The sequence below is a fragment of the Chryseobacterium sp. CBSDS_008 genome, from assembly GCF_049959325.1.
Classification (GTDB): Bacteria; Bacteroidota; Bacteroidia; order Flavobacteriales; family Weeksellaceae; genus Chryseobacterium.
Genome location: NZ_CP188202.1, coordinates 4,779,638 through 4,795,471, shown reverse-complemented (window position 1 = coordinate 4,795,471; position 15,834 = coordinate 4,779,638). Strand labels below are relative to the sequence as shown.

Annotated in this window: 8 protein-coding genes; 2 read left to right on the top strand and 6 right to left on the bottom strand. The window is 38.4% G+C overall.

The window, feature by feature from the left end; translation table 11 throughout:
• Window positions 1-319: 319 nt before the first annotated feature.
• The 3 genes from ACP3T3_RS21660 to ACP3T3_RS21650 all read right to left on the bottom strand — a co-directional run bounded on the left by ACP3T3_RS21660 (window position 320) and on the right by ACP3T3_RS21650 (window position 3,174).
• Window positions 320-1,096, bottom strand: a complete 777-nt coding sequence (locus ACP3T3_RS21660; protein WP_426477770.1) for a zinc ribbon domain-containing protein — start codon at window positions 1,094-1,096, stop codon at window positions 320-322.
• A gap of 2 nt (window positions 1,097-1,098) precedes the next feature.
• Window positions 1,099-2,196, bottom strand: a complete 1,098-nt coding sequence (locus tag ACP3T3_RS21655) for a Nif3-like dinuclear metal center hexameric protein (RefSeq protein ID WP_426477769.1) — start codon at window positions 2,194-2,196, stop codon at window positions 1,099-1,101.
• Between the two features lie 129 nt (window positions 2,197-2,325).
• On the bottom strand, window positions 2,326-3,174 hold the full coding sequence (locus ACP3T3_RS21650; RefSeq protein WP_426477768.1) for a hypothetical protein: 849 nt from the start codon (window positions 3,172-3,174) through the stop codon (window positions 2,326-2,328).
• 250 nt (window positions 3,175-3,424) lie between these two features.
• Between ACP3T3_RS21650 and ACP3T3_RS21645 the strand changes: the two genes are divergently transcribed.
• Both ACP3T3_RS21645 and ACP3T3_RS21640 read left to right on the top strand, forming a co-directional pair.
• A complete protein-coding gene (locus ACP3T3_RS21645) occupies window positions 3,425-4,252 on the top strand; it encodes an ion transporter (RefSeq protein WP_426477767.1) in 828 nt (275 codons plus the stop codon).
• 43 nt (window positions 4,253-4,295) lie between these two features.
• On the top strand, window positions 4,296-4,454 hold the full coding sequence (locus ACP3T3_RS21640; RefSeq protein WP_426477766.1) for a hypothetical protein: 159 nt from the start codon (window positions 4,296-4,298) through the stop codon (window positions 4,452-4,454).
• Window positions 4,455-4,645: 191 nt separating this feature from the next.
• Here the strand turns inward: ACP3T3_RS21640 and ACP3T3_RS21635 are convergent, their stop codons facing one another.
• The 3 genes from ACP3T3_RS21635 to dnaE form a co-directional block, all read right to left on the bottom strand.
• Window positions 4,646-6,970, bottom strand: coding sequence for a choice-of-anchor J domain-containing protein (locus tag ACP3T3_RS21635; RefSeq protein WP_426477765.1), 2,325 nt, complete (start codon window positions 6,968-6,970; stop codon window positions 4,646-4,648).
• 172 nt (window positions 6,971-7,142) lie between these two features.
• Complete coding sequence (locus ACP3T3_RS21630) at window positions 7,143-10,676, bottom strand: T9SS type A sorting domain-containing protein (RefSeq protein WP_426477764.1); 3,534 nt, start codon at window positions 10,674-10,676, stop codon at window positions 7,143-7,145.
• 351 nt (window positions 10,677-11,027) lie between these two features.
• On the bottom strand, window positions 11,028-15,695 hold the full coding sequence (gene dnaE / locus ACP3T3_RS21625; protein WP_426477763.1) for a DNA polymerase III subunit alpha: 4,668 nt from the start codon (window positions 15,693-15,695) through the stop codon (window positions 11,028-11,030).
• Window positions 15,696-15,834: the final 139 nt, after the last annotated feature.

Sequence of the window (15,834 nt, the reverse complement as noted above, 5' to 3'; positions counted from 1 at the left end):
AAAGCTATAATGATGGATATGTCTGCTTTTTTCCTGTAACTAATAAAGCCTGACTGCGTATTTATCTCCTGCTGAAGCTTGTTTAATTATTTATATATATACAATATTTTAACAAAATTTATCATAGTAAATATACAAATAAAATGATTAAATTAATAATATTTTAATATTTTTACATTATAAATAAAAAAAATTAATCCCACCAATTCAGTAATGAGCATTATTTACTTTTATCCGAAACTTCAAACTGGTCTGTTATAACCATAAAAAAAAGCTGTCTCATTTCTGAAACAGCCTTTGTATATTGTAAAATAAGTAATTAGAATTTAATTACAGATTTCATTTTTTCGTTTTCTTCCATTACCAACTCGTCATCAACAAGAATTTTTCCTGAGTGTTCATCAATGATAATTTTCTTTCTCTGGGCAATTTCCATTTGCTTTTGAGGAGGGATAGTGAAGAAAGATCCTTTCGGAGCTCCTCTTTCTAATCCTACTACAGCAAGTCCGTTGATAGAGTTTGTTCTGATTCTGTTGTAAGAAGCCAATAATCTCTCATCAATTTTACCTGCGAATTCTTTAGACTGCTCTAAAAGATATTCTTCTTCTTTCTGCGTTTCAGAGATAAGACCCTCTAATTCTTCTTTCTTGAATTTCAAGTGGCTTTTCAAATCGTCGATCTTAGCGTTCAGTTCGCTTAAAGTTTCGTTTTTGTGAGCGATTTTAGCTCCGAATTCTTTAATTCTTTTTTCAGCAAGCTGAATTTCCAGATCCTGGAATTCCATTTCTTTCCCTAATGCTTCAAACTCTTTATTGTTTCTTACATTATCCTGCTGAGATTTGTACTTCTCAATTAAAGTTTTAGCATGGTTAATAACTTCATACTTTGTTTTGATCTGATCTTCCTGTTCTTTGATGTCAGCATGAAATTTTTCAGCTCTTTTTTCAAGACCTTCAATCTCAATTTCAAGATCTTCAACTTCAATTGGCAATTCTCCTCTAGTATTTCGGATTTCATCCAATCTTGAATCAATGATCTGTAAATCGTATAAAGCTCTTAATTTTTCTTCAACTGAAATATCGTTGGTTTTTGCCATATTTAAATGAAATAATTTACTGGGTTTGTTTTTTCAATAGATTTTGAAATTGCAAATGTACTAAATTTTTGTGATAAAATTTCAAATAATTGTTGAGTAACAAATTGTTCAGATTCGTAATGTCCTATATCACAGATCAGCATTTTAGACTCTGCCAAAAAATAGTCATGATATTTAAGGTCTCCGGTAAGATATGCATCACATTTTTTGGCTGCGGCAGCTCGTATTCCACTTGCTCCTGATCCTCCCAGAACCCCTACTCTTTTGATTTTTTTATTATTAAAAGAAGAATGTTTTATGACTTCAAGACCAAACTTTTCTTTCACAAAGAGGAGGAAATCTTTTTCATCCATTTCTTCTTCAAGATCTCCATACATTCCCAATCCGGCATGGTGGTTTTTATTATCCAGGCTGTATATCTGGTGGGCCACTTCCTCATAAGGATGTGCGGCTTTCATAGCGGCTGTAATCCGACCCTGCTTAAAGCTTTCAAAAATCACGGAGATCATATCTTCGTCTGCATTTTCCCGGATTCCCTGCTGTCCGGAAAACGGATTTGCCCCTTCTACAGGCCTGAATGTTCCGCTGCCATTCACCGTAAAACTGCATTCGTCATAAAATCCGATATTTCCTGCCCCGGCTGAGAACATAGCCTCTTTTACCTGTTCTGAATATTCTCGGGGAACAAAAACCGTCAACTGTTTTAAATTATTTTCTTTCGGCTGAAGAATTTTCATATTCTTTAGTCCCAGCTGGCTGCATATTCCGTGATTTACTCCGAAGAAGTCATTATCAAATGCTGTATGAATGGCATAGATAGCCACTTTATTTTCAATAGCTTTTAAAACGGCTCTTTCTACATAATTTTTTCCTGTTAAGGATTTTAATCCTGAAAATATAATAGGATGGAAGCATACAATCAGATTACAGTTTCCCGCAACCGCCTCATCTACGACGTTTTCCAGTGCATCATGACAAACCAGAATCCCCGATACATCACGGTCATCAACTCCACACAACAATCCTACATTATCAAAATCTTCTGCCTGTCTGATACTTATTTCCTCTTCAATCCTTGCAATTACAGTTTTTAGCTTCATTAATTTATATTTTACAGTTATAGCGAAGATATTAATTTTAATAAAGATCCCAAGAAAATTCTGCTGCAATAAAAAACCGGCCTCACAACCGGTTTAAATTTGATATTAAAAAAGAATTAAATAAGGCTGCTAATCTTTGAAAAGTGATACTCTGGTAAAGGAGTCTATTACCACACCGCAGCTTATATCGGATTCCATAAAGAGCTGATACCCTTTTCCGGGATCAAGACTCGCAGGGTCTGCAATGGTATAGAAATAAAAGGTAAGAATATTACCTGTTCCGCCGGATCCGCTTGGAACCAACTGAATAGAGTTAATTTCAAATCCGGAGTCAGGGTTTTTAAAAGTAGCCTTTACTGATCCTGAAGTATTGGAACCCGGAGTGATCGTAGCAATGACTCTCCAGACATGAACCTGCCCGTTAATTTCATTTTCTCTCCATTTACCGGTAGCTGCAATATAGATATTGCTTGTAACTCCCGGAAATGGAACTGTAGTTTCCGGCCAGCTTGTTGTAGGGCTTGCTGCAAAGACCAGCGGTGTAGCATACAGCACCTGTTGTCTGGCGCCATAACCGCTTCCTGCGGCACTTAAACTGAGTGAGGGTTTTACATTTGCGTTTCCAGAATTTATTTTAACGACACCGTCGTTACCAGCCTGAGAAGATGTGGGAACAAAAAGCTGTCTCCAGAGGGTACCATCCCAATACTGGAAATTATTCGTTGTCGTATTAAAAATAAGGGTTCCTGCAGTGAGGTTAGCATTTACAACACCTGCAGGCGGTATTGTGGAAGCATTATTGTCAGCCAGGTAAGTATCCCGGTCCGTATCTGTAAGGCGGGGAATGAGAATCCCTTTCTGGTTGGAGACAATATCCAATACAGAAGCGCCATTGGGCACTGTTGTATCAATCCCAACCTGAGCATATTCAAAACTGTTTATAAAAAACAGAATAAAAAAGGTTAAAATTTTTCTCATGATATAAGGTTTTTTGTAGAATAAAATTACAAACTTGAATAAACAAAATGTTAAAAAATAAATTTTTATATGTCATATTTTATCCGTATTTTGTTAAATATAATATATTGAAAATCATTAAATTAACTACATATAATTCACTTTTACAGGATAGAAAAAACATTAACATTTGCAAAATTCTTTTAACAGTCATATATTTACCCATACTTTATAGAAATTACTAACTTGGCTGTGAAATAAACCTAGAGAAATGGAAAGAGAACATAATCTTATTCCTGAAGACACCCTTTGGAAAAGATTCCTTTACCGGATAATTTATCGCTCCGATACGAAGCTTGGAAAACTGTTTGATATCATATTATTATCATTAATTCTTGCAAGCACTGCCATTATTATGATGGAAAGTGTCCCTAAGCTTGATAAAAGATTCCACTATACCTTTCTGATTCTTGAATGGGTAATTTCTATTTTCTTTACTATGGAGTATTCTATGCGAATTGCCGTGGTAAAAAATAAGCGGAATTATATATTCAGCTTTTTCGGGATTATAGATTTCCTGGCTCTTGTCCCCTTTTACCTCAGCTTTTTCTTTCCTATCACTAAATATTTTCTGATCTTCAGAATGTTGAGAATGCTGAGAATCTTCAGGATTTTCAATTTGCTGGATTTTATGAATGATGGTTACTTAATTGTGAGGGCATTAAAAAACAGTTCAAGAAAAATTTACATATTTCTTCTGTTCCTGATTATTTTCTCCGTTATTGTAGGCTCGCTTATGTTCATGGTAGAAGGCGGAAGACAAGGTTTTGAAACAATACCGCAGTCTATCTACTGGGCAGTGGTTACAGTAACTACAGTAGGCTATGGTGATGTATCTCCTATTACGCCCTTAGGGAAGTTTTTTGCTGTTGTCCTGATGCTGGCCGGTTATTCTATTATTGCAGTTCCTACCGGTATTGTAACAGCGGAAATGAGAAACAAAAGACAAAACCTGGAACTGGTATGCGAGCGTTGCGGCAACGAAGATATTGATGACGATGCAAGGTATTGTAAGAAATGTGGCAAGAAATTAGCTTGATCTCAGATATAAATAAAATTTATTCACCAAATACCATAAAATCATGGAACCGAAAAAGAAAAACAGACCGAATAGCCTAGTGATTATTCTTTTTGCACTGGTAGTGCTGATGATCATCATCTACTTTATCTTAGTAATGTTCTTCCCTACTGTTTTTGACCTTATGAATAAGGGAGAAATACAGCCGGTACCTAATAAATGACAGGTAAAAGAAATTGGCAAAATGTAATGATGTACAATACGTAAAGGTCACGCAGTACAATAAAAAAGACGAGTGAAATGAGTTCATTCGTCTTTTTTCATACAATTATCCCAATCAGATATCCATATTAATAAAAAAGGACGGATCATTGCACTAATGATCCGTCTCTTTTTTTTATTTAAATGATTTAATTACTTTTTAATAGCCTTAATAGTCTGCTTGGATCCGTCTTTCATTTCCAGTGTTACCAGATAAACACCCTGCATTAAATCTCTTAAATGAATCACAGATTCAGGATTTGCAATAGTTTTCACCAATCTTCCTGCAGCGTCTGTTACGGATACATTTTTCACGTTCTTAACATCCGAGATATTCAATACATCTGTAAATGGATTAGGGTACACCCGGATATTATTTTTCGCCACAGCTACTTCAGATGTTGCCAGGTTGGCATTGTTAATGCTAATATCGTCAATATACAGGTTATCCTGGTCCGGATCTGAGTAAGCATTGAATCCAAAGAAATACACCCCTGTTGCAGGAACTGTAAATGTTATAGATTCTGTATGGGCAGTTTGGTCATTGACTGATGGATAATCTGCTATAGAACCAGTCATAGCTGATGCAGCCGGAGAAGTCCCGTAAGCTACTTTCAGTTTTTCAACATAGGTTGACGAGTTATTACCATATTTGTAACTAATTGTATACTGTACTCCTGCCGTTAAGTTCAATCCTTGTGTAAAGAACCATGCATCGGCAGAATTGGAGGAGTTATAATGATATCTTAACACATTAGTTGTGAAGCCCTGGCTATCAGAAGGAGGATCCATTGTCTCCCAATTATTCCCTGTTCCCATATTTACATTCATGGTGCAGCCCGGAAGATCAGGAACTGAAACATTTTCAAAATCTACAAGATAAGGAAGGCTCACGCTTGAACATAATGTCGTAAATGAAACAGGATCACTCCATACACTTTTACTTGCAGCACTGCATGCTGATCTCACCCATACATAATAAGTAGTAGCAGGGGCCAAACCTGGAATAGCATAGGTAGTTGGGGTAACTCCTGTAAAATTAGGTGTAGCCGTTGCTGTAGGTGCTGTATTGGTTGTACTGTAATAAATATCATATCCGTTCGCAGGTACAGGAGTTGCAGCTGCCCAGGAAACCGTAGCTCCCACTGAGGTAATATTGGAAACGGCTAATGCATTAGGTTCACTACAAGCCGGTGCTACATCTATGTTGATATCATCAACATATAATTTGTTCATATTGGCATCAGAATAGGCCTGGAATCCAAAATAATAAGCCCCTGTAGCAGCCGGTATGAAATTCACAAAATTACTTGTTGCCGTACTGCTAACAATATTCGGGTGATCTGCTAATGTATTGGTCATTCCGGCACTTGTAGCTGAAGTTCCGTAGGCTACTTTTAATTTTTCAGCATATACAAATCCTTCTGCGTTGGCATATTTATATTTAATTCTATAGGTAACTCCTGCGGTCAGGTTAATTCCATTGGTAAAAAACCAGGTATCTGCACTATTGGCATAGTCATAAGAATACTGAAGCACATTTCCTGTAAATCCTTGTGCAGCCAGATCACCCGTTTCCCACATATTTCCTGAACCATCATTAACTACCGAGGTACAATTCGGAAGATCAGGAGGGGTTATGTTTTCGAAATCCAATGCATACGGCACCCCTACAGCAACACAGGATGTCATAAATGTTGCCATTTGAGACCATGCGCTCTTATCTGCAGTACTGCATACAGAACGTACCCATACATGATAAGTAGTGGCTGGTGCCAGTGAAGACAGATTAGCTGTTAATCCTGTACTGGGCCCGGAAACTACGACAGCAGCAGTGGGATAGGTAGCAGAAGTTGAATAATAATATTCATAACCGCCGCCCGGAGCAGAAGACGGAGCAGTCCATCCGATCTGAGCGGAATTTGCCGTAACTGCAGAAACAGTTAAAGCAGACGGAGCAAAACAAGTCGGAACCGCACCAATTACTACCGTATAATCATGGGCTTCTCCATATCCATCTACATTACAGGGAACAGGATCACTGGAAAACCGGTCTCCTACCCTCATTCTATAAGTACCGGGAGTAACGGTAGAAGGAATTGTTATAAGTCCGGAAGTAATATTGTTCGCCCCTACAAGCGTACTGCTTGCAACAGCTACAAGCTCCGGTGCTGCATCATCAAAAGTTCCATCGTTATTAAAATCTATCCAGATGCGAACATTCTGATCACTGTAATCATGTTTAACACTAAAATCATAATTCAAACCTGCACTGAGATTGATTGTCATAGAAGTGTAATCTCCGTATGCATCTGTAGAGCAACCTGTATTCGGATGATCAAATCCGGCACCCGGAATTGTAAAGGTATCTATCATATCCCCTCCATTGCACCCACTGGCAAAAGCAGGCGTACAGTAAGTCTGCGCGGAGGATAAAAAGCCGGTTATCATGAAACCAACAAGTAAAAAATTTTTCATATAATAACAGTATTAGTTAATCAAATCTAGTGAAAATCAGTAATAAAAAAAATAATTTTATTAATTATATGATAACGAATAAAACTTTTCCTTCAATAAAACGCAATTCCACTCATAAAAAAAGACTGCTCAAACTGAGCAGTCCCTTTTCTCTATTTTTTAAGAAAGCTATTTATCTTTTAATGGCTTTAACCGTTTGTTTAGATCCGTCTTTCATATTCAAAACAACCAGATATAATCCTTCTTTCAGATCTCTCAACTGAAGTTCAGAAGAAGGTTTTTCAATGGTTTTAACCAGTCTTCCGGAAACATCAACGATTGAAACAGACTGTACCCTGGATACATCAGAAATTGTTAATGTATCCTTAAACGGATTAGGATATACATTAATCTTATCAGCTTTCACTGCAGTTTCAGAAGTTGCCAAGTTAGGATTTTGCTTTATTTCAAGATTATCTAAAAGAATATCATCAAAGTAATATCCGTTACCACTCACATTTTTATCTACCGTAAATCTCACCTGAATAGTTGCCCCGATATAAGAAGCAGCTAAAGGAACAGCCACTGTTCTCCATTGGTTTAAGTTAGTATTATCACTGAATATAACTACCCAGCCATTTCCATCATTTACCTCTACTGTAAGTTTATTATTATCATAAGTAGAAGGCGAAACTGTAGTAGTAGCTGATGTAGAATGGTTTTTAAACCAATCAAAAGAAACAAGCGGCGCAGTTAATCCTGTTAAATTCACAGAAGGAGTAATCAGCTGCACAGTATTGGCACCTGCTCCCGTATATGGTGAACTAGCGTCTACCCATGCATATGTTCCTGCCGGTTTTTGGTTATTGGCAGGACTTGCCCCATAGTCTGCAGCTCCTGAGAATTTCCAGAAAAGGTTTGCATCAGTAGTTGTTGCTGTAGGGTTTACATTGTTCCAGCAATTAGGAGAAATTCCGGCATCAAAGTTCTGTGAGAACGGAGCAGTCACTGTAGCACAAACTGTATTGAAAACAGCCGGTCCTACCCAAGGGCTTTTATCCCCTGCGATGCAAACGGATCTTACCCAAACATAATACGTACTGCTTGAAGCCAATCCCGATAAAAGAGCTGAAGTTGTGTTACTTGTTCCACTTGCTTGTGTAGAAACAGTAGGCAGTGTACTGCTTGTACTGTAATAATATTCGTATCCGTTAGCCGGCGTCGTAGATGGTGCTGTCCAGGATAAGTCTGCTGTGGAAACGGTAGGGTTGGCAACTACTGGAGAAGCTGGTTCCTGACATGTTGGTATAGCTTCAACCACAAAGTCATCAACGTGGAAATCAATATCCGGGGTATTGGAACTTGTAGTCGCAACAAAAGCAATTTTAATATTTCCTGAATATCCTGCAAGATTGATTATTTCTGTCTGACTGGTATTAGAATATGTTCCTGCTCCTGTATACGTCTTTATAACGTTCGTATTACTCCATGTAGTACCGCCATCTGTAGAAACAATAATTCTCACCTGATGAGTGCCCAACGTTGTTTGCGAAGTAGTTCCCAGATAATTTGTAACAGCCATTTTATACTTCACTCTATACATTCCCGGAGTAGACCCAAGGTTAATTGGCTGAGAAATCAACCAGTCTCCGGTATTGGTTCCATACAGGTTGATCCTTACGGCTGCATTAGATCCTGCATTTGCAAATCCTAATTCAGTGGCCCATTTGCTTGATCCATAAGTCAGAGTAGACGATGCGGTTACATCTCCTTTAGCCACTGACCAGCACATTGGAGTGAATGCGGTAAAATTTTGCAACGCCGTCGGAGCATTTTCTGAGGTACAAACCGTTGTAAAATTACGCTCTGTACAAGAGGCTGAATTACTTGTTGGTGTATAAGCGTTCACCGTATAGTAATATTTTGTTGAATAGTTTAACGGGTTAGCTGGTGTATAGGTTGTTACATTTCCTAAATCAACATTATTCATTATATCAGTTCCGCCAGTTGTTGTGCCTATGGACAGTTTGTATCCGGTTGCATCTGTTACAGCTCCCCAAGTGATTGTAGGGGTTACAGAAAGTCCTGTTGCAGATGATGCAGGGGCACTTACAGAAGGACAGCCAATATTTTTAGTGGTGAATGACAGCGGGTTGCAGGCGCTGGCAGTTCCGTTGCTGCTAGAAGGCTGTACAGTCGCATAATAGGTCGTATTGTATAATAATTGATTTGCAGCAGGAAGCGTATAGGTAACTACATTTCCTACGTCTACCGCGTTCATCACATTAGTTCCCCCAGGAGTTGTTCCCAGACTTAGTTTATAAGAAGTTGCTCCTGCTGTAGGATTCCATTTGATAGTTGGGGTTACAGAGACTCCTGTTGCTGCATTGGCCGGGGTTGTAATGACGGTACACTCCGGAACTGTAATGGCTGATATTTTAACGTTATCTACATAGATATCATCACTTCCGTTATCTCCTTTGGCTAGAAATCTTACGATTGCAGTCGGACTTGATGACCCTAAGTCTATAAAGTAAGGTGCCCATGATGCAGCGACACCTACAGTAGAACCCACATCTGTAAATGTATTCCCACCATCAGTAGAAAGCTGAATTTTCAAGACATCAGTTCCTGAAGGGTTGATATAATCAAAACTTAAATATCTGTTACCGGAACCTGAAGATAGATTTACATATAGGTCCATATATCCGGACGCATACTGACAGTTGTAAGAGTGGAATCTGGCAGCGGGAGCTATTGCAGGAGTAGAAACTGTAGAAGAACCGCTGGAACCAGTCCACCCTGAAGCAGAAGTGAAACCGGTTGTTGCAATATCACTCTGTCTCCACGAATTATCTCCTCTTGCCGGCCATGTTCTCCAATAATTGGCATTTGGCAGGTCTAAAGTTGAATTACCATCCGCCCAGGTACTAAAATTTTCAGTGAAAGGTAATGCTGCATATGCTGCCGGTGGATTCTGCCATGTTCCCGGGGTATAAATAAAGGTCAGTCCGGAAGCTGGAACTGTTGTTCCGTTTGCAGTTCCTAAAGTCGCTGTAGAACTGTTTGCACTTCCTGCAGCAAGAGAAGTCCAGTTTGTTCCACTTAAATTATTAACATCAGAACTCTCTGATCCTCTGATCCCTACCTGTCCAGTAAGGGTTGCAGCTCCTGAAACACAGTTTCCGTAAACAATGGCAATTGTTTTGGCATTCAGATCTAATTGAATCTGGAAATTAAGAAGCTGTGCCGAAGACGCCGAATTGCCTTGTACATCTGTATACTGTACAATAAATTTTGAGCCGACTGTTTCATAGGCAATTTCAGACGTAGTTGTATTGGCATGGCGAAGATTGGTTGCAAAGCCTGCAAAAGCCCCCTCATACGTAGTCGGTGAAATATCAGAAGATAATCCGGTGTAAGTAGAACTGGATGCGGGAGTTCCGAATGTAATAAAGCCATTATTACTGATATAAACAGAATTATATTTCTGATTATTATAAGTAAAAGAACCTGGCAAAGGAATAGCTCCTGATACTAAGTCTGTTCCTATTGTAGCACCGGACTGCCATATTGTTCTGTTTGAAGATAATGGTGTATACGTTCCGGAAGACTGGGCAAAGCCGTATCCGTTACTTGTATTAGGGATGGTAAGCTGAGGCGGACCAACCTGTGCAGACACGCAGTAATAAAATGCTGTCAGACACGAAAGTAGTAATTTCTTCATAAAATAGTAATAATAAAAGTTTGGGCAGTAAATTTATAAATATTAATTTAAATTTTAAATGAAAAATTAAAAAATATCATAAAATTTTAAACTAAAACAGATAAAAACAACAATAAAACACAAAAAAATCAAACGTTTATTTAATTTTAATATTTATTTCGCAATCTGTTGAAAAATATTAAATACATAGAAATCAGATATTTAAATTATTATACCATTAAAATAGACTTCAGAAAATTTTTCTATTTAACATAAAAATATACTTAAAATTTTTCATTAATATTCTCATTACGCAAACAAAAAAAAGAGCGGCCAAAGCCACTCTTCTAAATCAGTATATGAGTTCTAGTTTTAATTCAAATAGAACTCATATTTATTCAACAATTGAATTTCTTTAATCAGATCCCCGTTCAGATCTACCGAATGTTTCATAGACTGCACTTCAATGTGTGAATCATCTTCAAGATTTTTAATAAAGAATTTTAGCTTTTGATTTCCTTTGTTCCTGTCAAGAACCGTTCTGAAAAAGTCAAGATCTTCCGGTCGGACATCCATAACATCCATCACCAGCGATATACTTTTTGCAAACCGTTCAAATGCTTCCTGAAGCTCTATGACATCATTTACATTCACAAAGACTCTTCCATCTTTTACCTGAGCAAATTTTATCTTAAAAATGACAAATCTCTGAACCTCAAGCTTCTCCTTCAGCCTCATATAATCCCTGTCGCCCAATCTGAATGAATATGATCCGGAATAATCTTCCAGGGTAACAAAAGCTACCTTTTCTCCACTTCGGAATCCATCCTGAACCCTATACTCCGTAATAAGACCGGCTACAGTATATTCTTTTCCGCCACCACCATTTTCTCTTTCCTTCTGAAGGGTTTTCCAGTCTTTCTTTTTCTCTTCAAACAATTCCTCCTGCTTATTGGCAAAAGCCTGTTCTTTATAAGCGTCTACCTCATCAAGATTCAGGAATGAAAAGGCACCTTTTGGTTCTGCCTTCTTAGTTACTTCTTCAATTATCTCCTCCTCTCCTGCAGCTATATCATCAGAAACGATCTCAATTAGATCAACGGCATCATCCAGGGAATCCTGCTCAAGAACAGGAGTTTCATCCGTTACGATTTTCTCTTCCACATCTTTTTCCAGCACCGCTTTCTTGGAAAGCTGTCCCTGTATAAACTGGAACTGATATTTGAACTCATCCAATGGATGGGCAGAAAGATAGAAACCAATAATCTCTTTTTCTTTATTAAGCTTATGCATATTCGGCCACTCCGGGCATGGTGCCAGTTTTGGCTGTTCAATCTGAACCTCTTCCGCAAAATCTGCAAATAAAGAGTGCTCCATCTCATTTTTACTTTCCTGGAAACTCTGCCCGTATCTGATCAGTCTTTCCAGGTTTGTTTTTCCAGCCATATCAATATCAAAATACTGACCTCTGTGGAAAGAATCCAATTCATCAAAAGCACCAGCGAGCACCAAACTCTCCGCCACCCTTTTATTCATCTGTGAAGGCATTATTCTTTCAAAGAAATCGTAAATATTTTTAAATCTTCCGTTTTGTCTTTCTCTTGTAATAGCCTCACTCGGACCTTCACCAATTCCTTTAATGGCTCCCAATCCGAAACGGATCTGCCCTCTTTCGTTTACAGAGAATTTATATTGTGATTCATTTACATCCGGTCCTAGGACATCCACTCCCATACTTTTACAATCTTCCATGAACATGGTTATAGAATCTGTATTGTTAATGTTATTACTCATCACACTCGCCATGTATTCTGCCGGATAATTGGCTTTCAAAAAGGCGGTCTGGTAAGCAATAAATGCATAACATGTGGAGTGGGATTTGTTAAAGGCATATTCTGCAAAAGCTTTCCAGTCGTTCCAGATTTTTTCCAGCCTCTCTTCATTCAGGTTGTTTTTTCTACCTCCTTCAATGAATTTCGGGTACATTTTATTAAGAACATCGATCTGCTTTTTACCCATTGCCTTTCTCAAGGTATCGGCTTCACCTTTGGTAAAATTGGCCAGTTTCTGGGACAAGAGCATTACCTGCTCCTGATAAACGGTAATCCCGTATGTTTCTTTTAAATATTCTTCAGTCTCAGGTAAGTCATACACGATTTCTTCAATCCCATGCTTTCTGTTGATGAAGTTTGGAATATATTTTATCGGACCAGGACGATAAAGGGCGTTCATGGCAATAAGGTCGGCAAAAACCGTTGGCTTAAGCTCCCTCATGTATTTTTGCATCCCGGGACTTTCATACTGGAAAATCCCTACTGTTCTTCCTTCTTTAAATAACTGATACGTTTTGGTATCATCAAGCGGGATAAGATCCGGGTCAATATCAACTCCATGTCTGGCCTTGACCAGTTTCAAGGCATCTTTAATGATCGTAAGAGTTCTCAGCCCCAGGAAGTCCATCTTCAGAAGTCCGGCACTTTCCGCAACGGAATTGTCAAACTGTGACACCAGAATATCCGCATCTTTCGCTGCAATGGTTACCGGAACCAGGTTACTTACATCCTCAGGAGTAATAATCACCCCACAGGCGTGAATTCCCGTATTCCTGATACAGCCTTCCATCTTTTTAGCACTGGCCAAAACCCCGTGACGCGCATCATCCGGACTGCTCAGAACATATCTCATTTCATCCACAAGCATCTGTTCTTCCGGTTTCAGTTTATCATATTTCGCCAGAGCTTTTGCTATATTCATCCCTGGTGTGGAAGGAATCAGCTTGGCAATATTATTCGTATCAGGAATTGGAACATCCAACACCCTTCCGGCATCTTTAATAGCAGATTTTCCTCCAAGAACCGAATACGTAATAATCTGTGCTACCTGACTCTGTCCGTATTTTTCAATTACCCATTTAATAACCCTGTCTCTTCCTTCATCATCAAAGTCAATATCAATATCGGGCATCGAAACCCTTTCAGGATTCAGGAATCTCTCAAAAAGGAGATCATATTTAATAGGGTCTACATTCGTAATTCCAATACAGTATGCCACTGCAGATCCGGCCGCAGATCCCCTTCCGGGACCTACCCAAACCCCCATATTCCGGGCTTCGTTACAAAAGTCCTGAACAATAAGGAAGTATCCCGGATAACCGGTATTCGCAATTACTTCAAGTTCAAAGTCAAGACGCTCTTTGATTCCATCAGTAATTCCGGTATCTGCATATCTTCTTTTTGCTCCTTCATAAGTAAGATGGGTAAGATAAGCCATCTCCCCTCTTTTTCCTCCGTCTACCTCATCTTCCGGATGGATAAATTCTTCAGGAATATCAAACTTAGGAAGAAGTACGTCTCTTTTTAAAGTATAGGGTTTAAATTTTGCCGTAAATTCTTCATAGGCATCAAATGCATCCGGATAAGCCAGAAAAGCTTCTTTTATTTCATCAGAGCTTTTGATGTAATACTCACCGGTCGCGAGACCTCTTCTTTTACCAAACCCCTTTCCTATAGGCGTTGTCAGCTTTTCACCATCTTTGATACAGCTTACAATATCCTGAATATTGGCATCATCTTTATTGGTATAAAAAGTTTCATTCTGCGCTAATATTTTAACATTATATTTATCTGCCAGATAGAGCAGTACTTCATTTAAATGCTCTTCTTCAGGAAGATTGTGATTCTGAATCTGAACATAGAAATCATCTTGAAAAGTCTCTTTCCACCATTTGAAAAGCTCTTCCCCTTTTTGTTCACCGGTATTTAAAATGGCATCAGGAATATCTCCCATAATTCCGGAAGTCAAAGCAATAATACCTTCTTTATACTGTGCAATCAGCTCACGGCTTATCCTTGGTACTCCAAAATAGAATCCCTTAAGGAAACCGATACTGGAAAGCTTTGCCAGGTTTTTATACCCGTTAAAATCTTTTGCCAAAAGCACCACCTGCGTTCTCCTGTCGGGATCATCTTTGGTAAACTGCTTCTGCTCGTACCGTTCTGAAATATAAAATTCACATCCTACAACTGGAATCAGCGGCTCGGAAACAGGTTCTTCTTCATTGAATTCTGTTCCGCTTTCTTCTGCTTCCTGTTTTTTCGCCAGGTATTCCTTATGTTTTTTAGCTCTGTCACCATTAGCTCCTTCCACTGCTGAAACGAACTTAAATGCGCCCATCATGTTCCCAAGGTCTACCATTCCGACAGCAGGGAAATTTTCATCTGAAGCTTTTTTAATAAGATCATTGATACTTGATGTAGCCGTCAGGGTAGAGAAAACACTGTGGTTATCAAAATTGAAATATTTACCTAAATCAATTTCATCAATACTTCCAAAGTCCTGTTGCTTTTTCTTATTATGAAAATCGGCAACCTGCCTTCTGATAACAATGTTAAAAGGCTTAATAGGATCCGGGTAAAGACTCCTGAAATAGGCCAGCTGGTCCTCTGAAATTTTTAATGTTTCAGCAGGAACCACACCAATTCTTACCATTTCAAAGAAAGCTCTGGCTGTAGCATTTACGTCGGCAGCAGCATTATGGGCTTCATCAAACTTATTTCCATACAGCTTTTCATACAATTCTTCAAGTTTCGGAGGTTTGAATCGGCCTCCCCGGCCTCCGCCAAGCTGGCAGAAGTCGGTTCCCAAAATCATGGTATCTGCTTTGGGTTTTTCCTGAAGGTTATCCTGCATGTTTTTTCTGTAAAATTCTGCTCCTACAATATTATAGTCGAATTCCACATTATGTCCGGAAACAACCCTTACTCTTTCAAGAACTTTAGAAAATTCTTCAAGGATTTCCTGAAGATCACGTCCTTCTTCATTGGCAATTTTGGTTGTAATTCCGTGAATACGTGCAGCGTTGAAGGGAATATCATACCCTTCAGGTTTTATAATATAATCCTGGTTTTCAAGCAAGTTTCCGTCATCATCGTGCAGTTGCCATGCAATCTGGACCATTCTTGGCCAGTTATCCGAATCTGAAAGCGGAGCGTTGAAATTTTTTGGTAAACCTGTTGTTTCTGTGTCAAAAATTAAATACATATAATGTTCTAACTTTTTTATAAAAGAGAATGTAAAGTTACTTCATTTTTTTCTAATCATGACCTTTGTCTTAGATATAAGCATCCAGCTTCCTTAAAAAAATTTAAAGCCTTAATTTTTTTATAACGTTAAAATTTCG

Excerpts from the sequence above, each read along its gene's own strand:
- ACP3T3_RS21660 (WP_426477770.1), bottom strand. The coding sequence starts at position 1,096 with ATGGCAAAAACCAACGATATTTCAGTTGAAGAAAAATTAAGAGCTTTA.
- ACP3T3_RS21655 (WP_426477769.1), bottom strand. The coding sequence starts at position 2,196 with ATGAAGCTAAAAACTGTAATTGCAAGGATTGAAGAGGAAATAAGTATC.
- ACP3T3_RS21650 (WP_426477768.1), bottom strand. The coding sequence starts at position 3,174 with ATGAGAAAAATTTTAACCTTTTTTATTCTGTTTTTTATAAACAGTTTT.
- ACP3T3_RS21645 (WP_426477767.1), top strand. The coding sequence starts at position 3,425 with ATGGAAAGAGAACATAATCTTATTCCTGAAGACACCCTTTGGAAAAGA.
- ACP3T3_RS21640 (WP_426477766.1), top strand. The coding sequence starts at position 4,296 with ATGGAACCGAAAAAGAAAAACAGACCGAATAGCCTAGTGATTATTCTT.
- ACP3T3_RS21635 (WP_426477765.1), bottom strand. The coding sequence starts at position 6,970 with ATGAAAAATTTTTTACTTGTTGGTTTCATGATAACCGGCTTTTTATCC.
- ACP3T3_RS21630 (WP_426477764.1), bottom strand. The coding sequence starts at position 10,676 with ATGAAGAAATTACTACTTTCGTGTCTGACAGCATTTTATTACTGCGTG.
- dnaE (WP_426477763.1), bottom strand. The coding sequence starts at position 15,695 with ATGTATTTAATTTTTGACACAGAAACAACAGGTTTACCAAAAAATTTC.